The sequence below is a fragment of the Acidovorax delafieldii 2AN genome, assembly GCF_000175235.1.
GTDB lineage: Bacteria > Pseudomonadota > Gammaproteobacteria > Burkholderiales > Burkholderiaceae_C > Acidovorax > Acidovorax delafieldii_B.
In genome coordinates this window covers 1-20,131 of sequence record NZ_ACQT01000015.1, presented here as the reverse complement: position 1 = coordinate 20,131, position 20,131 = coordinate 1, and the positions used below count along the sequence as shown (strand labels likewise).

Annotated in this window: 21 protein-coding genes and 1 pseudogene; 19 read left to right on the top strand and 3 right to left on the bottom strand. The window is 62.8% G+C overall.

Going from position 1 to position 20,131, the window contains the following annotated elements:
- Window positions 1-26: 26 nt before the first annotated feature.
- The 12 genes from fliG (at window position 27) to fliR (ending at window position 9,394) form a co-directional block, all read left to right on the top strand.
- Window positions 27-1,022 (top strand): flagellar motor switch protein FliG, encoded by a 996-nt coding sequence (fliG, locus tag ACDELDRAFT_RS04500; protein WP_005793890.1) that lies wholly within the window; start codon window positions 27-29, stop codon window positions 1,020-1,022.
- A complete protein-coding gene (locus ACDELDRAFT_RS04495) occupies window positions 1,006-1,731 on the top strand; it encodes a FliH/SctL family protein (protein ID WP_005793889.1) in 726 nt (241 codons plus the stop codon). Before fliG ends, ACDELDRAFT_RS04495 begins: the two co-directional genes overlap by 17 nt.
- The gene (fliI, locus tag ACDELDRAFT_RS04490; protein ID WP_005793887.1) at window positions 1,721-3,115 is read left to right on the top strand and encodes a flagellar protein export ATPase FliI; all 1,395 of its coding nucleotides are present in this window, start codon (window positions 1,721-1,723) and stop codon (window positions 3,113-3,115) included. Before ACDELDRAFT_RS04495 ends, fliI begins: the two co-directional genes overlap by 11 nt.
- Window positions 3,116-3,136: 21 nt before the next feature.
- Complete coding sequence (gene fliJ / locus ACDELDRAFT_RS04485; protein ID WP_005793886.1) at window positions 3,137-3,601, top strand: flagellar export protein FliJ; 465 nt, start codon at window positions 3,137-3,139, stop codon at window positions 3,599-3,601.
- Between the two features lies 1 nt (window position 3,602).
- Entirely contained in the window at window positions 3,603-4,880 is a 1,278-nt protein-coding gene (locus tag ACDELDRAFT_RS25555) for a flagellar hook-length control protein FliK (protein ID WP_005793884.1), read from the top strand.
- 208 nt (window positions 4,881-5,088) lie between these two features.
- Window positions 5,089-5,655: a flagellar basal body-associated FliL family protein gene (locus tag ACDELDRAFT_RS04475; protein WP_005793883.1), complete on the top strand. Its 567-nt coding sequence runs from the start codon at window positions 5,089-5,091 to the stop codon at window positions 5,653-5,655.
- 18 nt (window positions 5,656-5,673) lie between these two features.
- Window positions 5,674-6,678, top strand: coding sequence for a flagellar motor switch protein FliM (gene fliM / locus ACDELDRAFT_RS04470; protein WP_005793881.1), 1,005 nt, complete (start codon window positions 5,674-5,676; stop codon window positions 6,676-6,678).
- Window positions 6,668-7,105: a flagellar motor switch protein FliN gene (fliN, locus tag ACDELDRAFT_RS04465; RefSeq protein ID WP_005793880.1), complete on the top strand. Its 438-nt coding sequence runs from the start codon at window positions 6,668-6,670 to the stop codon at window positions 7,103-7,105. Before fliM ends, fliN begins: the two co-directional genes overlap by 11 nt.
- Window positions 7,106-7,112: 7 nt before the next feature.
- On the top strand, window positions 7,113-7,457 hold the full coding sequence (locus tag ACDELDRAFT_RS04460; RefSeq protein ID WP_005793878.1) for a FliO/MopB family protein: 345 nt from the start codon (window positions 7,113-7,115) through the stop codon (window positions 7,455-7,457).
- Window positions 7,458-7,536: 79 nt separating this feature from the next.
- Window positions 7,537-8,241, top strand: coding sequence for a flagellar type III secretion system pore protein FliP (gene fliP, locus ACDELDRAFT_RS04455; RefSeq protein WP_050784128.1), 705 nt, complete (start codon window positions 7,537-7,539; stop codon window positions 8,239-8,241).
- An 11-nt stretch (window positions 8,242-8,252) separates the two neighbouring features.
- Window positions 8,253-8,522, top strand: a complete 270-nt coding sequence (gene fliQ / locus ACDELDRAFT_RS04450; protein WP_005793874.1) for a flagellar biosynthesis protein FliQ — start codon at window positions 8,253-8,255, stop codon at window positions 8,520-8,522.
- Window positions 8,523-8,623: 101 nt separating this feature from the next.
- On the top strand, window positions 8,624-9,394 hold the full coding sequence (gene fliR / locus ACDELDRAFT_RS04445; protein ID WP_005793871.1) for a flagellar biosynthetic protein FliR: 771 nt from the start codon (window positions 8,624-8,626) through the stop codon (window positions 9,392-9,394).
- Window positions 9,395-9,407: 13 nt separating this feature from the next.
- On the opposite strand, the gene ACDELDRAFT_RS04440 is transcribed toward fliR, so the two are convergent.
- A complete protein-coding gene (locus ACDELDRAFT_RS04440) occupies window positions 9,408-10,037 on the bottom strand; it encodes a response regulator (protein ID WP_005793869.1) in 630 nt (209 codons plus the stop codon).
- Window positions 10,034-11,146: a hybrid sensor histidine kinase/response regulator gene (locus ACDELDRAFT_RS04435; protein ID WP_005793867.1), complete on the bottom strand. Its 1,113-nt coding sequence runs from the start codon at window positions 11,144-11,146 to the stop codon at window positions 10,034-10,036. Before ACDELDRAFT_RS04435 ends, ACDELDRAFT_RS04440 begins: the two co-directional genes overlap by 4 nt.
- Before the next feature lie 149 nt (window positions 11,147-11,295).
- On the opposite strand from ACDELDRAFT_RS04435, the gene ACDELDRAFT_RS04430 reads away from it, so the two are divergent.
- The 7 genes and pseudogenes from ACDELDRAFT_RS04430 (at window position 11,296) to ACDELDRAFT_RS04400 (ending at window position 17,801) form a co-directional block, all read left to right on the top strand.
- A complete protein-coding gene (locus tag ACDELDRAFT_RS04430; RefSeq protein ID WP_005793865.1) occupies window positions 11,296-11,742 on the top strand; it encodes a hypothetical protein in 447 nt (148 codons plus the stop codon).
- A 49-nt stretch (window positions 11,743-11,791) separates the two neighbouring features.
- Window positions 11,792-12,154: a response regulator gene (locus tag ACDELDRAFT_RS04425; protein WP_005793863.1), complete on the top strand. Its 363-nt coding sequence runs from the start codon at window positions 11,792-11,794 to the stop codon at window positions 12,152-12,154.
- 39 nt (window positions 12,155-12,193) lie between these two features.
- Window positions 12,194-14,341, top strand: coding sequence for a chemotaxis protein CheW (locus tag ACDELDRAFT_RS04420; RefSeq protein ID WP_005793862.1), 2,148 nt, complete (start codon window positions 12,194-12,196; stop codon window positions 14,339-14,341).
- Between the two features lie 54 nt (window positions 14,342-14,395).
- The gene (locus ACDELDRAFT_RS04415) at window positions 14,396-14,884 is read left to right on the top strand and encodes a chemotaxis protein CheW (RefSeq protein WP_005793860.1); all 489 of its coding nucleotides are present in this window, start codon (window positions 14,396-14,398) and stop codon (window positions 14,882-14,884) included.
- Between the two features lie 101 nt (window positions 14,885-14,985).
- A pseudogene (locus tag ACDELDRAFT_RS04410) lies at window positions 14,986-15,896 on the top strand (CheR family methyltransferase).
- A gap of 84 nt (window positions 15,897-15,980) precedes the next feature.
- Window positions 15,981-16,688 (top strand): chemoreceptor glutamine deamidase CheD, encoded by a 708-nt coding sequence (gene cheD, locus ACDELDRAFT_RS04405; RefSeq protein ID WP_005793855.1) that lies wholly within the window; start codon window positions 15,981-15,983, stop codon window positions 16,686-16,688.
- Between the two features lie 15 nt (window positions 16,689-16,703).
- The gene (locus ACDELDRAFT_RS04400) at window positions 16,704-17,801 is read left to right on the top strand and encodes a protein-glutamate methylesterase/protein-glutamine glutaminase (protein WP_005793853.1); all 1,098 of its coding nucleotides are present in this window, start codon (window positions 16,704-16,706) and stop codon (window positions 17,799-17,801) included.
- A gap of 52 nt (window positions 17,802-17,853) precedes the next feature.
- Here the strand turns inward: ACDELDRAFT_RS04400 and ACDELDRAFT_RS04395 are convergent, their stop codons facing one another.
- Window positions 17,854-19,752, bottom strand: coding sequence for an ATP-binding cassette domain-containing protein (locus ACDELDRAFT_RS04395; RefSeq protein ID WP_040328089.1), 1,899 nt, complete (start codon window positions 19,750-19,752; stop codon window positions 17,854-17,856).
- Between the last annotated feature and the right edge of the window lie 379 nt (window positions 19,753-20,131).

The window sequence follows — 20,131 nt, the reverse complement described above, 5'->3', positions numbered from 1 at the left end:
CCCGGACCTGAACGGACAACTTTCCTATGGATGAGCAGGGCCTCAACGACGCCGCCATCATGCTGATGTCCCTCGGTGAAGAGGAGGCGGCCGAAGTGTTCAAGCACTTCTCGCCCAAAGAGGTGCAGAAGCTGGGCGAAACCATCGCACGCATGCGCTCGGTATCGCGCGACAAGGTGGACATGGTCATCAACCGGTTCTCGGATGCGGCGGCCGCGCAGAGCCTCTTGGTTTCCGACACCAGCAACTACGTGCGCGCGGTGCTCAAGCGCGCGCTGGGCGACGACAAGGCCGGATTGCTGATCGACCGCATTCTGCAGGGCGGTGATGTCTCGGGCATCGAGAGCCTGAAGTGGATGGACCCGCTTTCGGTGGCCGAATTGCTGCGCAATGAACACCCGCAGATCGTCGCGGCCATCCTGGTGCACCTGGATTCCGACCAGGCCGCCGCCATCCTGATGCAGTTCACCGACCGCCAGCGCAGCGAGGTGCTGCTGCGCGTGGCCACCCTGGAGGGCATCCAGCCCACCGCGCTGAAGGACCTGAACGAAGTGCTCTTCAAGGTATTGGCCGGTGGCGACAAGATCCGCAAGAGTTCGCTGGGTGGCGTGAAAGCGGCGGCCGAAATCATCAACATGCTGGGCGGCAACATGGACAGCGTGGTGCTCGAATCCATCCGCGGCTACGACCCCGACCTGGCCCAGAAGATCATGGACAAGATGTTCGTGTTCGAGGATGTCCTCAAGATGGACGACCGAGCCATCCAGACAGTGTTGCGCGAGGTGGCCTCGGAAACGCTCATTGTGGCCCTCAAGGGCGCGGTGCCCGAATTGCGCGAGAAGTTCCTGTCGAACATGTCCACCCGCGCTGCCGAAGCGCTGCGCGAAGACCTCGAGTCGCGCGGCCCCATGCGCCTGTCCGAAGTGGAAGCCCAGCAAAAGGAAATCCTCAAGACGGTGCGCCGCTTGTCGGACGAGGGGCAGATCGTGATTGGATCGGGCGGTGATGATGCATTCGTCTAGCCAGCGCGTGTATTCGCGTTTTATTCCCAGCGAAGAGGTGGGGGACGTCACGCACTGGAAGTTCGCTGCCGTGGACGGATCGGATCTGGTCGAGCCTGAACCTGAACCTGAAGCGGTTCCCGAATTGCCGCCGGCGCTGGATGAGGCACAGCAGCAGGCGCTGATGCAACAGGCCTGCGACGAGGCCTATGCCAACGGCGTTGCCCAGGGCGAGGCGCAGGCCACGCTGGAATGGCAGCGCCGCATGGACGACTACGTGGCGAGCCAGGGGCAGGAAGCGGCCCGGCGGCTGGCTGACGTGGTGCAGTCGCTTGAAACTTCACTGGCCGACATGCAGCAGCAGATGGCGCAGGATGTCCTGCACCTGGCCTGCGACATCGCGCGCCAGGTGCTGCGGCACGAGCTCTCGGTCAATCCCAACGCGGTGCAGCCCGTGGTGCGCGAGGCCGTGGGTATGCTGGTGGCGGAGGGGCGCCCAGCCATGGTGCGCTTGAACCCGTCCGACATGGAGACACTGGCCGAGCCTCTGCGGGAAGAGTTCGAGGGTTCTGCCGTGCAGTGGATGGCCGACGTGGCAGTGGCTCCCGGCGGGTGCCTTGTGGAGTCGGCCGGCACGGTGGTGGATGGCAGCCTGGGCAACCGCTGGCAGCGCGCCGTGGCCGCGCTGGGCTTGCAGTCGGCCTGGCAGGACGACGGCAATGACCTCTGACAACCGCTCAGCGTGGGGCGCATTCATGGACGATGCCCGCGCACGCGTGCAGGCCGGCGCGCCTCTGGAAACCCGCGGCACCCTCACCCGGCTGACAGGCCTGGTACTGGAGGCGGTGGGCATACGGGTGCCGGTGGGCTCCCAGTGCATGGTGCAGATGCCCGGCCACGCGCCCGTGCTCGCCGAGGTGGTCGGATTCTCTGCCGACCGGGCCTTTCTGATGCCCGCGGGAGACATCCATGGCCTGTCGAGCGGCGCCAGCGTGGTACCCGCGGCGCCGTACGTGCCCATGCCCCGGCTGGGCGAACCCCCGCGTCCGGTTCAGCGGGCAGGGGTTCTGAGGCTCCCGATGGGGGAAGGCCTGCTGGGCCGCGTGGTGGATTCGCAGGGGCTCCCGCTGGACCATGGCGGCCCGGTGCAGGACGTGGCATCCGAGCCCATGGACCGTCGGCAGATCAATGCAATGGACCGCGATCCGGTGCGCGAACCGCTGGACACCGGTGTGCGCGCCATCAACGCGCTGCTGACCGTGGGCCGCGGGCAGCGCCTGGGCCTGTTCGCGGGCTCGGGGGTGGGCAAGAGTGTCTTGCTGGGCATGATGGCCCGATACACCCGCGCCGATGTGATCGTGGTGGGCCTGATCGGCGAGCGCGGCCGCGAAGTCAAGGAATTCGTCGAAGACATCCTGGGCGAGGAAGGGCGGGCCCGATCGGTGGTGGTGGCAGCGCCCGCCGACGCGCCGCCGCTGCTGCGCATGCAGGGCGCGGCCTACGCCACGGCGGTGGCCGAACATTTCCGCGACAAGGGCAAGCATGTGCTGCTGCTCATGGATTCGTTGACGCGCTATGCCATGGCCCAGCGCGAGATCGCTCTGGCGATTGGCGAGCCCCCCGCCACCAAGGGCTATCCGCCATCGTGCTTTGCCAAGCTGCCCCAGTTGGTGGAGCGCAGCGGCAATGGGCTGCATGGTGTGGGCTCCATCACTGCGTTCTACACCGTGCTGTCGGAGGGCGACGACCAGCAGGATCCGATCGCCGATGCTGCGCGTGCCATTCTCGATGGGCACATCGTTTTGTCGCGTGCCCTGGCTGAAACGGGGCATTTTCCGGCCATCGATATCGAGCAATCTGCGTCCCGGGTCATGCACAACGTGGTGTCCCGCGAGCACTTCGATCTGGCGCGGCGCTTTCGCGCGGTCTATTCGCGCTACCAGAAGAGCAGGGACCTGGTGCAGGTGGGGGCCTATATGAGCGGATCGGACCCGGCGCTGGACGAAGCGATTCGCCTGCAACCCCAGATGGCCGCCTTCCTGCAGCAGGACATGTTCGATGCGACCTCGATGGAGCAGAGCATCCATGCCATGGCTGGCGTGCTGGACCGTTGACGCGTAGGAGTGTGAACAGGCATGTCGTCCCTCACTGCCCTCACCGTTGCCGTGGAAGTGGCATCGCGCAAGCGCGATGAAGCCCGGCGCCTGCTGCAGGACGCCCAGGGCGCGCAGCGGGCGGCGCAGGACCAGCTCGACCAGTTGCAGGGGTATGCCCGCGAGACCGAGGGGCGCTGGGGCATGCGGGCAGATACCGCCGTGCAGCCCGAGGTGATGTTCCACCACTACCAGTTCATGGACCGGCTGGGCCATGCCGTGGGCCTGCAGAACGGGGTGGTGGCAGATCACGCTGGCCGCGTGCAGGCGGCCACCCGCGCTTTGCTTGATGCGGAGTTGCGGCTGGCCAGCCTGCGCAAGGTGGTCGAGAAGCGGCAGCACGATCAGCAACGTCAGCAGATGCGCCGCGATCAGAAGCAAACCGACGAGCGCGCCTCGCTGCAGATCCGAAACGCGATCAATGGCCCGCAAGGGCAGGAGTATTGAAATGGAACCGACACGCGTCTCCAGTCCACAGGGAAGCCAGGGCACCCAGGGGGCTCAGTCCACCCGCGGCAAGTCGCACGCGCAGCAAGCGGGAGCGGCGGTGGATCCGTCCGCCGACGGGGGATTTCTTGCGCTGCTGGCCTCGCTTGAAGGCACGCTGGCGACCGACGCGCCGGAGGCCGCTGTTGACGCGTCCGCTCTGGGGGTCCTCCCGGTGGGGGCGGACCCCGCACTGCTGGCTGCCTGGCAAGGGTTGCTGCCGCCCGGCGGTCTGCCTGCGAGCGCCGGGGCTGCGGTGTCCGGTGCGGTGGGCAATGGCGCGCTGGCGGGCCTTGGCGGTGTGGCGGGTCTGGCCGGGGCGGGGTTGCCAGCTCCGGACGGGCTCGTGGCCCAAACGGCGCTGATCGATGGCGCTGCCGATGCCGCAGAAGGTGTGGCGCCCACGGGAGTCGTTGCGGGGTACAGCCGCATGTTCTCGCGCCTGCAGAGCGCGCTGTCGCAGAGTGCAGATGCTGCGGGCGCTGCGTCCCCTCTTGCGGCGGCTGCCGAGAAGGTTGACAAGAAGTCGACGCTGATGGTGGCCGCCGCCGCAGCGCAAAGCGCGCAGCCAGTCACCGATTTGCGCGCTGGCGTTGGGGTACAGGCTGAAGCAGGCACGCGTGGCAGCGGTGATCCCCTGGGTGCGCAGGGTGCCGGGTTGCTGGCCCCGGCACTCGAAGCGCTGGCTGAAAGCCGGGGGGCACACCAGGGTAGCGCTGGCGGCGAGACGGCGGGCCGCCCTTCAGGGGAGTCGGCGTGGAGCGACAGCGGCGCTGTCCATGCAGGCTCTGAAGCGGCACCCGCAGAGGGCGCTCCAACGTTCACCGACCCGGCAATGGGTGGCGCTGAGGAGCAGATTGCGGAGCAGGTGGCCTATTGGGTGAACCAGAAAACGCAGAACGCCGAAATGACGCTGGACCGTGACGGGCAGCCCGTGGAGGTGACTGTGTCGCTGTCGGGCAGCGAGGCCCACGTGACGTTCCGCAGCGACCAAGCGCAAACCCGCGAGCTGCTGGACGCCAGCATGTCGCAGCTGCGGGACCTGCTTCGCAACGAAGGTCTGGTGTTATCGGGCACCACGGTGGGGACATCGGCGCGCGACGGCGCGTCTTCCGATGCGCAGCCACAGGGCCGGGAGGGCAGCCGGCGGGCCCAGGTGGTGGCGCCCGTGTCGTCAGGCGTGCCGCCGCTGGCGCGCTCGGGCAGTACGCCGGACCGCGCTGTAGACATATTTGTGTAAGTCTGCTGCTCCGCACAGCGGCCGTGGCAGGTGCCATGCCGTGGGGGGGGGCTGTCGCCCGCTCTGGGGCAAGGTGGGGGAATGCCGTGTTTTTGGGCTTTTATTCTGGCTATTATTGGCCAGCCACCCTCCCATAATCAGTTCCAGCGGATCGTGCGTTCCCCGGGGCGCAGGCGCTGCATGCTCTTCACCCCCAAGGAATTTCAACGTGTCTGCCAACAATACCGCCGCTGCACCGGCCGCGGCAAAAAGCAAGAAGCTGCTTGTGATCGGCGTGGTGATTGCCTTGCTGGTCATTGCAGGCGCAGGCGCCGCCTGGTTCCTTTCCAGCCGCTCGCATGCCGAAGAGGAGGATGGCGCGGCCCCGGCCCGCAAGGATGCGGCAAAGGTCGTGCCCACCTTTTTGCCCATGGAGAACATGGTGGTCAATCTGGCCGACCCAGGAGGGGACCGTTTCGCACAGATCGGCATCACGCTCGAGGTGTCGGATGCCAAGACGGCAGAACAGATCAAGCAATACCTGCCCAGCATCCGCAGCGGCATTCTCCTGCTGGCCTCTCAGCGCACTTCCGAAGAGCTCCTGCAGCGCGAGGGCAAGGAGAAACTGGCCGCCGACATCCTGCGCGAGGTGTCGCGCCCACTGGGCTACGCTGTGCCGTCTGCCAAGGCCCGCAGCGAGGCCCAGGACGAGGACCCGGAAGACCGCGCGGCGCGCCGCAAGGCCGACAGGAATCCGGTGCAGCGCGTGCTGTTTTCCAGCTTCATCATCCAGTGAGCTGGCAAGGATATTCCCATGAGTGATTCATTTCTGTCCCAGGAAGAGGTCGATGCCCTTCTGGAAGGGGTCACCGGAGAGAGCCAGAAGTCGGTCGAGGAAGTCGCCGAGGCAGGGGCTGTCCGCAACTACGACATTTCCAGCCAGGAACGTATTGTCCGGGGCCGCATGCCGACGATGGAAATCGTCAACGAGCGGTTTGCGCGCAATTTCCGCATCGGTCTTTTCAATTTCATCCGCCGCAGTCCCGAGATTTCCGTGGGTACGGTATCGGTCCAGCGCTACAGCGCCTTTCTGCGCGAACTGGCGGTGCCCACCAATTTCAACATCGTGGCCATTCGCCCGCTGCGTGGCAGCGGGCTGATCGTGTGCGAGCCTTCGCTGGTGTTCGGCATCATCGATACGCTCTATGGCGGCGTGGGCAAATTCCAGACGCGCATCGAGGGCCGCGATTTTTCGCCCACCGAGCAGCGCGTCATCAACCGATTGGTGGATGTCATCTGTGCCGAATACAAGAAGGCCTGGCACGGCATCTATCCGCTGGAGCTGGAATACCAGCGTTCGGAGATGCAGCCCCAGTTTGCCAATATCGCCACACCCAGCGAGATCGTGGTTTCCACGGCCTTCCAGCTGGAGATTGGCGATCTCTCGGGCGCCATCCATATCTGCATGCCTTACGCCACGCTCGAGCCTATCCGTGACGTGCTGTATTCGTCCACCCAGGGCGATTCCATTGAGGTGGATCGCCGCTGGGTGCGCGTTCTCACGCGTGAAATCCAGGCCGCTGAGGTGACCCTGGTGGCCGAATTGGCGCAGGCAGATGCCACCGTCGAGCAATTGCTGGCCATGAAGCCTGGCGACTTCATTGAGCTCGATCGTGAACCCCGAATCCGGGCCTCCATTGGTGGAGTGCCCATTTTTGAGTGCCAGTACGGCACCCACAATTCCAAGTATGCGATTCGCATTGAAGAATGCCTGCGCAATGCAGACATGAACTGGTTGGGAGAAAAAGATGTCCACTGAAGACAACAAGGATGGCAAGGACGGGGCGGATGATCCGTTTGCCGGATGGGCCGAGGCGCTGGAGGAGCAAAAGCGCTCTGACGATGCGCCGGCCGACGCGGAGCAGGGGGGGCCACTGTCGGGCGAGCCCGTGCGGCCGTTTTCTTCCGGCGGCGAAACTGTCAACGACATCAACATGGTGCTCGATATCCCCGTGCAGTTGTCTGTGGAGCTCGGGCGCACCAAGGTTCCCATCAAGTACATCCTCCAGCTGGCCCAGGGGTCGGTGGTCGAGCTTGACGCACTCGCGGGCGAGCCCATGGACGTGCTGGTCAACGGCTACCTGATCGCGCAGGGCGAGGTGGTGGTGGTGAATGACAAGTTCGGTATCCGCCTCACCGATGTGGTGACGCCCTCGGAACGCCTGCGCCGGGTCAGCCGTGGATAGTGCCGGCATGACCCAGACGCTCGTCATCGTCGTGCTGTTCGTGGCAGCCATGGCTGCTTTGCCTTGGATGGTTCGGCGGGTGCAGGCGCGCCAGGCTGCCGGTGGTGCCACTGGCAGCGTTTCATCCAGGGTGATCGGCGCGGTGGCTGTCGGCCCGCAGCAGCGTGTCGTCACCGTGGAAGTGGGGCCCGAAGGTGCGCGCACCTGGCTGGTCCTGGGGGTGACGGCGCAGAGCATCCAATGCCTGCATGTTCTGAACAGCAGTGCGGCGACGTCTGGAAGCGCGGTGGTCTCGTTCGCCGGTGAGATGGCGCGGGCCGCGCAGGATACGGACAAGGCATCCCATGCATGACACGGCCCAGGGTTTGTGGATGAGGGCGTTGCGCGCTGGGCGACTGGCGGCCTGGTTGTGGGGCGTTGGCGCTCTGGCGATGGTCCACCTGCCGGCGGCGGCGCAGAGCGCTGGCTCGTTGCCCCTGCTGGTCGGCTCCGGCAATTCCGGCACGAGCTTCTCGGTGCCGATCCAGACGTTGCTGTTCTTCACGGCGCTGTCTTTCCTGCCGGCGGTGCTGTTGATGATGACGGGGTTCACCCGTATCGTCATCGTGCTGTCCCTGCTGCGCCAGGCGCTGGGCACGCAGTCCGCGCCTCCGAACCAGGTCATCATCGGCTTGTCCCTGTTTCTCACCTTTTTTGTTATGGGTCCAACGCTGGACAAGGTGTACCAGGATGCGTATTTGCCCTACACCACCAACACCATCAGTTTCGAAGCAGCACTCGAGAAGGCCGAAGCGCCCATGCGCTCGTTCATGCTCAAGCAGACGCGGCAATCCGACTTCGCCCTTTTCTCGCGCCTGGCAAAGCTTGATGTGTCGGTCACGGCTGAAACAGCGCCTCTGCGGGTGTTGGTGCCGGCCTTCGTGACCAGTGAACTCAAATCGGCTTTCCAGATTGGGTTCATGATCTTCATCCCGTTTCTGGTGATCGACATGGTGGTGTCCAGTATTCTGATGTCGCTGGGCATGATGATGCTTTCGCCCGTGCTGGTGGCCCTGCCGTTCAAGCTGATGCTTTTCGTGCTGGCCGACGGCTGGAATCTGCTTATTGGCTCGTTGGCGGCCAGTTTCGTTACCTAAAGGACCCTGTCGTGACTTCCCAACTGGTATTGACCATGGGCAGCGAGGCCCTCACTCTGTTGCTGATGATCGCCATGCCCGTGCTGGGCGTGGTCATGGCTGTCGGCTTGCTCGTGAGCATTTTCCAGGCAGTGACGCAGATTCAAGAGGCCACGCTGGCCTTTGTTCCGAAGCTCATTGCAGCGATGGTGGTTTTTGCCATCGCGGGGCCTTGGATGATCAGCACGCTTGTGGATTACATCCGCCGGGTCATCGAGTCCATCCCCTCGGTGATTGGCTGAGGGCTCGTATCTGTGCAGAGGGAATGTGTGTTGCCCATCTGCTGCGCCTGCGGAAGGTGCAGGCACACGCTTTGGGCGGCAGTCGGAGCAGTGATTAGACCGTGATCACCTTCACCGAGGCTCAGCTCGTCGCCTGGCTTTCGCCTATTCTCTGGCCCTTTTTGCGGGTGCTGGCCGTTTTTACGGTGGCCCCGGTTTTTTCGATGCGCGCCATTCCCATGCGGGTGAAGGTGGGGCTGGCTTTTCTGGTCGCGTTGTGTGCCCAGGCCGTATTGACCAACCAGCCGGTGATCAGCGTCAACGGACGCGAGGCGCTGGGTGCGGTGGCCCAGCAGGTGACGGTGGGGCTGGCGATAGGTTTTGCCGTGCGGCTGGTGTTTTCGGCGGTCGAGTTGGCGGGAGAGCTCATCGGCCTGCAGATGGGGCTGAACTTCGCTTCGTTTTTTGACCCCGCCAGCAACGCGCAGGTGAGTGCTGTGGCGAGGTTTTTCGGGCATATGGCCACGTTGCTTTTTGTGGTCATCAACGGGCATCTCATGGTGCTGATGGCCGTGGTCAAGAGCTTCGACAGCTTCCCTGCGGACGGGAGCTTTCTGCAGGCGCTGGGGCAGATGCATCTGCACGAGCTGGGGGCGTCACTGTTTTCCAGCGCGCTGTGGATTGCTCTGCCAATGATTGCACTGTTGACGTTTGTCAACCTGACGCTGGGCATCATTTCACGCGTGGCACCGCAGATGAACATCTATGCAGTGGGTTTTCCGGTCACCCTCACGGTCGGGTTGCTGGGCATTGCGGCGACCTTGCCCATGCTGGAGCAGCCCGTGCTCACCTTGATGCAGCAGGCAATGGACATTTTTGCCGCCCCGCGTTAGCCGCGCGGGTCTCTCAGACCAGTTCGTTGCGGATGGCGTAGACCGTCAGTTCGGCGTTGTTGGAGAGTTTGAGTTTTTCCAGGACGCGCGAGCGATAGACGCTCACGGTCTTGGGACTGAGCATCAGTTCTTCCGCGATATCCGAGAGCTTGCGGCCCGAGGCAATCTTGATCAGCGTCTGCAGTTCCCGCTCGGACAGCGCTGCGTGGGGTGCTTCGGGCTCCGGTTGGGCCAGGCTTTCTGCCAGCATTTGGGCCACTTCCTGTGTGAGGTATTTGCGGCCCTGCACCAAGGTGCGCACGGCCGCGATGAGTTCCACGGGGTCGCTGGCCTTGTTGGCATAGCCCTGCGCACCCGCACGCAGGCAGCGCAAGGCATATTGGTCCTCTGGGTACATCGAAACCACCAGCACTTTGATGGCGGCGTGGGTTTCGCGCACGCTCGCCAGCACCTCAAGCCCGCTGCGTCCGGGCATGTTCAGGTCCAGCAAGAGAACGTCGCAAGGGGCTGTGCGCAGCACTTCACGTAGCTCCGCGTAACCGCCTGCCTCTGCAGTGACCTGAATGTCTGGCGCTTCCGCCAGGGTGTCGCGTATGCCTCTGCGCAACATGGCGTGGTCGTCACACAGTACAACGTGGATCACTGGTGTATTCCTCCTGGGGGTGCATTGTCGTGCTCTGGCAGGGGCACCGAGAGGATCACACAAGTGCCTTTGCCGGGCTGACTGCTGATGTCGAGCCAGCCATCCACAGTGCGGGCGCGCTCCTGCAGCCCTTTCAGGCCAAATGCCTTCGGCTTGTCCCGCATGCCGGGCTGAATGCCGCAGCCATCGTCGGCGATTTCGAGGGTGAGCACCCCTTCGCTGTCGGCCAGGTCGATGTGGACGTGGCTTGGTGCGGCATATTTGGCGGCATTGGTCAGTGCTTCCTGCGCCGTGCGGTAAGCAACCAGTTGCACTTCAGCGGGAATGTCTACCGAGCCGTTGCTCGTGCGGACTACGGTGGGTACGCCCGTGCGCCGTTCGAAACTGCTGGCCAGCCACTGGATGGCGGCCACCAGCCCCTGGTCCAGGATAGGGGGGCGCAAATTCATCATGATGCGCTGGCTGGCGCCGATGGCGTGCTGGAGCATGTCTGCTGCTGCAGCAGCGTGTTCTTGCATCGCGGGATCGGTGGCATGGCGCCCAATCCACGCGATGTCAAACCGCACGGCAGTGAGTGCTCCGCCGATGTCGTCATGGATCTCGCGGGCAATGGCCGCACGTTCCTGCTCGATGGATGTCTGCAGATGTTCGGTCAGATCAGCCAGCCGTCGCTGGGATGCTGCCAGCTCCTCCACAGCCTGCTCGCGTGTGCGCCTGGCCTCCTGTACCTCGATGGCTCGTGATATCACGTGGGGAAGCCGCACCATGTCATCTTTGGACAGGTAATCCGCGATGCCCAGGCGCATGGCGTCGACGGCAGCTGCTTCGCCAATCGCGCCTGAGAGCAGGACAAAAGGCGGGTGTTGAGGCAATTGCGCAACATGCTGCCACGCGTCGAGTGCGGTGAATCCCGCGAGCCGGTAGTCTGCCAGGATGATGTCGTAGAGGTTGTGCGCCACGAGCGCCTGAAACGCCTCCAGCGTGTCCACATGCTGGAGCGTGAACTCCATTCCCGACCGCCGCAGCGCCGCCTTGACCAAGCCGTGGTCAGCGAGCGAGTCTTCGAGATGGAGGACCCTCAGGGGATGGTCCGGTATTGCTGTGACCATAGGGGCGCTATCATAGGATACATATTGGAACAAATAGTGATGGTCTCGTAGAGCCTTTGTGGCGGGGCGCAGCCCGGTGCCAGTGGATAGATTTCGCAGGCCCCCCGCTTTTTCGCGTGCTTTGCAATATTTGCCGGGATGGAGAAACGATGCAACCTACGTTCACACCTTCCGGTGGCCCCGGAGTACAGGTCCCCGTCATGGTGGCGGCGGAACTGCAGGATTCGTTGCTGGTTGTCATGCATGATCTGCATCGCCTCGAAGGCCTGCTGAACCACGCCACCGACAACCTGCTGGAGCGCTTCGAAGAGGCCAATGCCGCGCTGTCGAATGCATTGGTCGCCAATGCACCCGAATTGACGGCTGCGCGGACCGCGTTGCGCAGAGCGGTGACGGAACTGCAGTTTCAGGACATGGCATCGCAGTTGATCTGGCACACCACGAAGGTGCTCCAGGGCTGCGCTTTTCGGCTGGCGTCGGAAGCGATGGGCCACGACGAAGGCGAAGAAGCTGCGCCATTTGCCGAGATGGCTCCCGATCGCCCGAATCCTGTCACCCAGAGCGAGATGGATGCAGGTTCTGTAGACCTGTTTTGATGTGCACATCACTGGTTAACCTATACATTCAAGTTTGTTGGAGCCTTACATGCAATCGATCCTTGCCGTAGATGATTCACCTTCCATGCGAAAGATGGTGTCTTTTACCCTCACGGGTGCTGGCTACCATGTGGTGGAAGCTGTGGACGGGCAGGATGCCCTGGAAAAGGTGGAAACCCACGACATCCATCTGGTGCTTGCCGACCAGAACATGCCCAGGCTCGACGGCATCGGGTTGACCCGCAAGCTGCGCGAGCATCCCAAATTCAAGACCATTCCCATATTGATTCTCACCACCGAGTCCAGCGACCAGATGAAGCAGGCGGGCCGCGCCGCGGGCGCCACGGGGTGGCTGGTGAAACCCTTCGATCCGAATCGGTTGATCGAAGTGATTCAGAAAGTCATCCGCTGATCCGTCAGGGCAGGGGTAAGCAAGACAACAGGAGCCTCCATGGCGGATACGTACCAAGAAGGATCGGGATCTGGCGCTGATTTTGATCTGAGCCAGTTCTATCAAATCTTTTTCGAAGAAGCGGGCGAGAACCTCGACCAGATGGAGCACATGCTGCTCGATCTGGACCTGACCAGTGCCAACGACGAAGAGCTCAACGGAATCTTCCGTTGCGCGCATTCGATCAAAGGTGGTTCGGCCACGTTCGGCTTTGCCGATGTGGCGGAACTCACGCACCAGATGGAGTCGCTTCTGGACCGCTTGCGGCGGCATGAGCTTCAACCCATTCCCGAGATGGTGGACGTGCTGCTGGAATCGGCCGATGCGTCCCGCAGCCTGCTCGCGCGCCACCAGGCGGGCGAGCAGGGCGAAGCCATTTCCACCACGGACCTTGTGCACCGCATCAGCGAGCTGGCAGCGGGCAGGGTTCCGGGGAATGCACCCGCGCAGGTGGCGCCCGCTCCTGCACCTGCACCTGCCCCGGTGGCGGTTGCACCGGCGCCAGCGCCTGCAACCATGGCTGCAGCTCCGGCAGGGCCTGGGCAAGTACGGCAGCTGCAAATCCAGATCGGGCCCCTTGAACGGCCCGAGCAGGCCGACGCTATCAAGGAGCTGTTCCGCGACATTCCCGGCCTTGGCGCCATTTCGGATTTACCTGGCGCCGAGGCAGGCACCCGGCGCTTTGCCGTCGAAACAACCTCCACCAACGACGATCTGCTGGACCTGTTTGCTTTCCATGTGGCCAAGGAGCAGGTAGCGATCAGCGAGGGCGGTGCGAGCGGCGGTGCCGCCGTGGCAGAGCCGGCGCTGCAGGCGGGTGAGACGGCGGAGGTGCCTTACGGGTTTTTCCATGATGCACCCGGCGCGCCAGGCGCCCCTGCCGTCGGGGCGGCTCCGGTTGCGAGTGCCTCCATTGCCAACGCAGTCAAACCGGTGGCGCCCAAGGCCGCCGCGGAGCCACGTGCGCAGAGCCAGGCCCAGATGGAATCCACCACGATCCGCGTGGCGGTGAACAAGGTGGACCAACTGATCAACTTGGTGGGCGAGTTGGTCATCACGCAGGCCATGCTGGCACAGAACAGCCGCGGGCTCGATGCGGGCGCCTACCAGCAACTGCTGGCGGGGCTTGCCGACCTCGACCGCAACACGCGGGATCTGCAAGAGTCGGTGATGTCGATCCGCATGATTCCCATGTCGATCGTCTTCAGCCGCTTTCCGCGCATGTTGCGTGATCTGGCCAACAAGCTTGGCAAAAAAGTCGATCTTGTAACGCTGGGCGAGGCGACCGAGCTCGACAAGGGCTTGGTGGAGAAGATCACCGATCCCCTTACCCATTTGGTGCGCAACAGCTGCGACCACGGCATCGAGTTGCCGGCCGAGCGCCTGGCCAAGGGCAAACCCGAGCATGGAACCATCACGTTGTCGGCCTCTCACCAGGGGGGCTCGATCGTGATCGAGGTGCGTGATGACGGCAAGGGACTCTCGCGTGAAAAGATCCTGAGCAAGGCCCAGGAGCGCGGTCTGGATGTGTCCGAGCACATGAGCGATGCAGATGTGTGGCAGCTCATCTTTGCGCCGGGCTTCTCCACCGCCGAGGAAGTGACCGATGTGTCCGGCCGGGGCGTGGGCATGGACGTGGTCAAGCGGAACATCGCCGCGCTCAACGGTTCTGTCGAGATCGATTCGGCCGAGGGCTATGGCATGAGGGTATCGGTGCGCCTGCCCCTCACTCTGGCCATCATGGACGGGATGTCCGTGGGAGTGGGTGACGAGGTTTACATTCTTCCGCTGTCGTCGGTGGTGGAATCGTTCCAGGTCAATGCCGAAGATGTCAACACCGTGGCCCAAGGCTCGCAGCTGGTCAAGGTGCGCGACGAATACATGCCCGTGATCGCGCTGGAGAAGATTTTCCAGGTGCCTCGCCTGGATCTCAACAAGACCAGCAACATCATGGTGGTGGTCGAGGCGGATGGCAGCCGCGTGGCACTGCTGGTTGACGAGTTGCTGGGGCAGCACCAGGTGGTGGTCAAGAACCTTGAGTCCAATTATCGCAAGGTGCCCAATGTGTCGGGCGCCACAATTCTTGGGGACGGCACGGTGGCCCTGATTCTGGATACCGGCGGTCTGGTGCGCCGGGCGCGCCACTAGGTTTTGGGGCCCGCGCAGCCCAGTGCGGACCCTGTCTTGAAAGGAAAGCTCACCATGAGTGTGATGGAAAAAACAGAAGAAGCCACCGTGGCCGGGGCCCGCGAATACCTGACCTTCAGGCTGGATCAGGAAGAGTACGGCATCGATATTCTCAAGGTGCAGGAAATCCGCGGCTACGAACCACCGACGCGCATTGCCAACGCGCCAGAATTCATCAAAGGCGTGGTCAATCTGCGCGGCACCATCGTTCCCATTGTGGACATGCGGCTCAAGTTCAACTGCACACAGGCCGACTACAACACCTTCACGGTGGTCATCATCCTGAACTTGCGCCAGCGCGTGGTGGGGATTGTGGTGGACTCGGTGAGCGATGTGATGGAACTGGAGCCCGGCAGCGTGCGTGCAGCACCCGATATCGAAAGTGCTATCGACAACAGTTGCATCCTGGGGCTGGGCTCCGTGGGTGAGCGCATGCTCATCCTGCTGGACATTGAAAAATTGATGTCCAGCGAAGACATGGGATTGGTGACCACCGACGAGTAGTGCAACCGGGCACAGTCCCATCGGTGGCTCCGGCACGCAAAGGCAGGTGAATCTCATCGCCTGCCGCTCGGAACGAACAGGACGTCCTTTTGGAACAAAACATGTCCCAGACCACCAGCATTGCATCCTCGGCGCAGGCACGCGCGGGCCATGGCAAGACGGAAGCCGGCGCCGCAGGCGCCGCACCGTCCGGCCCGCTGTCGCAGGGGCGGGAATTCGTCTGGACCACCGCGGACTTCGCAAGGGTTCAGGGGCTGATCTACCAGCGCGCCGGCATCAGTCTGCACGACGGCAAGCACGCCATGGTCTACAGCCGGCTCTCGCGTCGGCTCCGTGAGACGGGCTACACCAGCTTCAATGAATACCTGGGTTGGCTGGAGAACCACGACGGCCCTGAATGGCAGGAGTTCGTGAACGCGCTGACCACCAATCTGACAGCCTTCTTCCGCGAGCAGCACCATTTCGAGATCTTTGCAGCGCACCTCAAGTCCAGGCCGGCGGGCACGCCCTGGCGGGTCTGGTGCAACGCTGCTTCGACGGGTGAAGAGCCTTATTCGATTGTGATGACGGCGTTCGAGGCACTGGGGCCGAATGCTCCGTTCAAGCTGACGGCGAGCGACATTGACTCCCGCGTTCTGGCAACAGCGGCACAGGGCGTCTACCGCCTGGACAACGTGAAAGGCCTGAGCCCCGAGCGCATGCAGCGGTTCTTCCTGCGCGGAAAGGGGGGAACGAAGGCATGGTTCGCGCCAAACCCGAAATGCGCAAGGCGATCGACTTCATGAGCGTGAACCTGATTCGCGATGACTGGCCATTCCGGGAGCCTTTCGACGTTGTCTTCTGCCGGAACGTCATGATTTATTTTGACGCGCCTACGCAGCGCAAGGTGCTCGAGCGAATCCACCGCGTGCTCAAGCCCGGTGGAATGTTGTTTGTCGGGCACGCCGAGAATTTCAGCGAATCGCGCGATCTGTTCACCCTGCGCGGAAAGACCGTGTACGAGCGTCGCTGATCACCCCCTTGATGTTTTGCCGACTCCATGTCCACCATACCCTCCGGCTCCCACGCGTCTGCTGTCTTTCAGGGATCTTCCTCCATGGCGTTTGAGCCTACCGAGCGCCGGCGCGCGCCGCGCATCGCCCCTTTGAGTGCAGACATCTACGCGAGTACGCCCAGGGTGGCCAAAGAGTCGTCCCTGCAGGAGCTGAAGGCGCAGACGCGCAAGCCAGGCGAAGCGTCATTCTTCTATCTGGACCACCATTTTCAACACAACGCCGTCAAGGTGTTGCCTGGTGAGTACTTCGTTTCCGACGAGAGTCTGATCATCATGACCGTGCTGGGCTCGTGCATCTCGGCGTGTCTATGGGACAGCCGGGCGCGGGTTGGCGGGATGAATCACTTCATGCTGCCGGATGGGGATTTGGCCGACGTGTCCGGCCGCTATGGTTCCTACGCCATGGAATTGCTGATCAATGAAATGCTGAAACTCGGTGCACGGCGTGAGACGATGCAGGCCAAGATCTTTGGTGGGGCGCAGGTCATGCACAACTTCACCACGATGAACGTGGGGGAGCGAAACACGAATTTCGTGCTGAACTATCTCCAGACCGAGCGTATTCCCGTGGTGTCCGAGGATGTGCTGGACATCTATCCCCGCAAAGTGGTGTTCTTTCCGGTGACCGGCAAGGCGATGGTGAAGCGCCTGGCACATACCCATCCCGAGACGCTTGTGGCTCAAGAAGTGCGGGGGAATGCGGCCACTGTGGCCAAGACCACATCCGGTGGATCGGTGGATCTGTTTTGAAGAAGGCGTGAGGGAATGAGCAGCAAAATTCGAGTGGTGGTGGTGGATGATTCCGCGCTGGTGCGCAGCCTGCTGGCGGAAATCATCAACCGGCAGCGGGATATGGAGTGCATCGGCACGGCCAACGACCCTCTGGTCGCGCGCGAAATGATCCGTGAGTTGAACCCCGATGTGATCACGCTGGACGTGGAGATGCCGCGCATGGATGGCATCGACTTTTTGGGCCGCCTGATGCGCTTGCGCCCGATGCCTGTGGTGATGATCTCCACGCTCACGGAACGTGGCGCGGAGGTCACGATGAAGGCGCTTGAGCTGGGTGCAGTGGATTTCGTGGCCAAGCCGCGCGTGGGGTTGGCGAACGGGCTCAATGAGCTGGCCACCCAGATCGTCGACAAGATCCGCGTGGCCGCAGTGGCCCAGGTGCGGCGCGCGGCCCCGCGGGACGTAACGTCTTCACCCAGCCCAGGGGGAAGCGCCCCCGCTGCACCGGCAACCACACTGCTCGGCCGGCTGTCGACCGAGAAGCTGATTTGCATAGGCGCCTCTACCGGCGGAACGGAGGCCATTCGGGAAGTGCTGGTGCAGATGCCCGCCGATTCGCCTGCCATCGTGATCACACAGCACATGCCCCCCGGTTTTACTACCAGTTTTGCTGCGCGGCTCAATGGTCTCTGTCAGATCACGGTGAAAGAGGCGGTCAACGGCGAGCGCATTTTGCCGGGGCATGCGTACATTGCACCCGGCGGCACCCAGTTCCATCTCGCCCGCAGCGGGGCCAATTACGTGGCGGTGGTGGACGATGGTGCGCCGGTCAACCGCCACAAGCCTTCGGTCGAGGTGTTGTTCAAGTCGGCGGCGGCCGTGGTGGGGCGCAATGCGTTTGGCATCATGCTCACGGGTATGGGCAACGATGGCGCGGCCGCCATGCGGGAAATGAAGGATGCCGGCAGCTACAACTACGTGCAGGACGAGGCCAGCTGCATCGTGTTTGGAATGCCCCGAGAGGCCATCGCCCATGGCGCCGCTGACGAGGTGCTTCCTTTGAACCAGATCGCGCCCGCCCTGATTGCACGCCTGCGCGGCGCCACCGAGCGGCTGCACCACCGCATCTGAACGCCTGCCCGGCGCAAGATACCGTGCTGGTGCCTTGCGCGGGCAGCAGCACTCACGAAGAAAGTGCAGACCACCGTTCCAGGGCGGCCATCAGTTCTTCCTCGATCTTCCCCTCGCGCTGGTGCAGGGCGGCCGCACGGGCGGCGTCCCGGGTGTAAAGCTGTCCATCGGCCAGTTCCTGCTGCAGGGCCTTCTGTTCCGCTTCCATTTCGGCGATTCGCGTCGGCAATTGATCCAGCTCGCGCTGCTCCTTGTAACTTAGCTTCTTCTTTTGTAGCTGCTCCGGCTTATCTGGTGAGCGCTGCGGGGTGGTTTGGCTTGAATTTCCCTCGGCGGGGGGTCGCGCCGGCTGCGCGGCACTGGCCAACGCCCGACTGCGCTTGGACTGCAGCAGCCAGTCCTGCACCCCGCCTTCGTATTCGCGCCAGCGACCGTCGCCCTCGAAGGCAATGGTGCTGGTCACTACGTTGTCGAGGAATGTCCGATCGTGGCTGACCAGGAAAACCGTGCCTTCGTACGATTCGAGCAGTTCTTCCAACAAATCGAGGGTGTCGATGTCCAGGTCGTTGGTGGGTTCGTCGAGCACCAGCACGTTGGCTGGGCGCGCAAACAGACGTGCCAGCAGCAGTCGGTTGCGCTCGCCGCCCGAGAGCGACCGCACGGGCGAGTGCGCGCGTGCGGGGGAAAACAGGAAATCGCTCAGGTAGCTTTTGACATGTTTGCGCTGTCCGCCGATCTCGATCCACTCGCTGCCGGGACTGATGAAGTCCTCCAGCGTGGCATCGAGATTGATGGCATGGCGCATCTGGTCGAAATAAGCCACCTGCAGGTTGGCTCCTTGGCGTATCGTTCCGGTGTCGGGTGCGAGTTCACCCAGGATCAGTTTGAGTAACGTGGTCTTCCCCGCTCCATTCGGTCCGATCAGGCCCACCTTGTCACCTCGGAGAATGGTGGCGCTGAAGTTGCGAACAATCGTCTTGTCGCCAAATGCCTTGCTCACCCCGCTCAACTCGGCCACGATCTTGCCCTGGTAGCCGTTCTGGGACCCCGTTGCCACGTCCATTTTCACGCTGCCCACGACATCCCGCCGCGCCTCTCGCTGTGCGCGCAGATGTTCCAGCCGGGTGATGCGGCTCTGGCTACGTGTGCGCCGTGCCTCGACGCCTTTGCGAATCCACACTTCTTCCTGGGCCAGCAGCTTGTCGGCCTTGGCTGCAATCACGGCTTCCTGTGCCAGTTGTTCCTCTTTCTGAACGAGGTACTGGGCAAAATTACCGGGGTAGGAGCGCAATTGGCCCCGGTCGAGCTCCACTATGCGTGTGGCAACCCTGTCCAGGAAGGCGCGGTCGTGGGTGATGGTGACGACGCTGCCCGGAAAATCCAGCAACAGGTCTTCCAGCCATTCGATGGAGTCCAAGTCCAGGTGGTTGGTCGGCTCATCCAGCAAGAGCACATCGGGTCGTGCAACCAGAGCCTGCGCGAGAGCCACGCGTTTTTTTGTACCACCAGAGAGTGTGCCCACCTTGGCGTTCGGGTCCAGGTGCAGGCGCTGCAGCGTCTCGTCAACCCGCTGCTCCCAATTCCAGGCGTCGAAGGCTTCGATGACGGATTGCAGCGCATCCAGGTCGAGTCCCTCCGCTCCGGAAAGATATTGCTCGCGCACGGCAATCACTTCTTGCAGGCCTTCCGACGCAGCCTTAAAGATCGTGGCGTCGGGGTCCAGCGCGGGTTCCTGCGCAACATAGGCGATGCGTACACCCTGCTGAACCTGCAAAGTGCCATCGTCCGGCTTTGCTAGACCGCCGAGGATCTTGAGCAGGGAAGATTTGCCCGCGCCATTGCGCCCGATCAAGCCGATCCGCTCTGTGGTTTCGAGAGCGAAGCCGGCGTGGTCCAGCAGTGCGACATGCCCAAATGCGAGTTGGGCGTCCAGTAGGGTGATAAGTGCCATGATGGCGCCGATTATCAGGGTCGCTACCTTTTCGGCATTGAGTGCACTCACCGTCCCGCAGGCGCCTTTGACCGACGCGTCAACGAAAGTGTGTGATTGATGGCGCAGTCTGCTTTTTGCGTGTTATAGTCGAGGGCTTCGCTGCCTGGAGGACTTCTTTGGAAGGTTTTTGGTGGTGGAGAAAAAAGAAGGCGGATTTGGGTTGGACTGAGAAAAACCCGGTATATAATTCAAGGCTGCGCTGAGACGAGCGGGTTGCTGGAGACGGTGGCTGGCGAGGAAAGCGAAAAAACCTTCGGGTTGACAGGGTTTTAAAAAACCTGCTAGAATACAAGGCTCTGCTGATCACAGCGGGTCAAGATAGTGAAAGCGCTTCGGC

What these genes read in the sequence shown, in the direction of transcription:
- fliG (WP_005793890.1), top strand. Translation starts at nt 27, where the DNA reads ATGGATGAGCAGGGCCTCAACGACGCCGCCATCATGCTGATGTCCCTC.
- ACDELDRAFT_RS04495 (WP_005793889.1), top strand. Translation starts at nt 1,006, where the DNA reads ATGATGCATTCGTCTAGCCAGCGCGTGTATTCGCGTTTTATTCCCAGC.
- fliI (WP_005793887.1), top strand. Translation starts at nt 1,721, where the DNA reads ATGACCTCTGACAACCGCTCAGCGTGGGGCGCATTCATGGACGATGCC.
- fliJ (WP_005793886.1), top strand. Translation starts at nt 3,137, where the DNA reads ATGTCGTCCCTCACTGCCCTCACCGTTGCCGTGGAAGTGGCATCGCGC.
- ACDELDRAFT_RS25555 (WP_005793884.1), top strand. Translation starts at nt 3,603, where the DNA reads ATGGAACCGACACGCGTCTCCAGTCCACAGGGAAGCCAGGGCACCCAG.
- fliM (WP_005793881.1), top strand. Translation starts at nt 5,674, where the DNA reads ATGAGTGATTCATTTCTGTCCCAGGAAGAGGTCGATGCCCTTCTGGAA.
- fliN (WP_005793880.1), top strand. Translation starts at nt 6,668, where the DNA reads ATGTCCACTGAAGACAACAAGGATGGCAAGGACGGGGCGGATGATCCG.
- ACDELDRAFT_RS04460 (WP_005793878.1), top strand. Translation starts at nt 7,113, where the DNA reads ATGACCCAGACGCTCGTCATCGTCGTGCTGTTCGTGGCAGCCATGGCT.
- fliP (WP_050784128.1), top strand. Translation starts at nt 7,537, where the DNA reads ATGGTCCACCTGCCGGCGGCGGCGCAGAGCGCTGGCTCGTTGCCCCTG.
- ACDELDRAFT_RS04435 (WP_005793867.1), bottom strand. Translation starts at nt 11,146, where the DNA reads ATGGTCACAGCAATACCGGACCATCCCCTGAGGGTCCTCCATCTCGAA.
- ACDELDRAFT_RS04430 (WP_005793865.1), top strand. Translation starts at nt 11,296, where the DNA reads ATGCAACCTACGTTCACACCTTCCGGTGGCCCCGGAGTACAGGTCCCC.
- ACDELDRAFT_RS04425 (WP_005793863.1), top strand. Translation starts at nt 11,792, where the DNA reads ATGCAATCGATCCTTGCCGTAGATGATTCACCTTCCATGCGAAAGATG.
- ACDELDRAFT_RS04420 (WP_005793862.1), top strand. Translation starts at nt 12,194, where the DNA reads ATGGCGGATACGTACCAAGAAGGATCGGGATCTGGCGCTGATTTTGAT.
- ACDELDRAFT_RS04415 (WP_005793860.1), top strand. Translation starts at nt 14,396, where the DNA reads ATGAGTGTGATGGAAAAAACAGAAGAAGCCACCGTGGCCGGGGCCCGC.
- cheD (WP_005793855.1), top strand. Translation starts at nt 15,981, where the DNA reads ATGGCGTTTGAGCCTACCGAGCGCCGGCGCGCGCCGCGCATCGCCCCT.
- ACDELDRAFT_RS04400 (WP_005793853.1), top strand. Translation starts at nt 16,704, where the DNA reads ATGAGCAGCAAAATTCGAGTGGTGGTGGTGGATGATTCCGCGCTGGTG.
- ACDELDRAFT_RS04395 (WP_040328089.1), bottom strand. Translation starts at nt 19,752, where the DNA reads ATGGCACTTATCACCCTACTGGACGCCCAACTCGCATTTGGGCATGTC.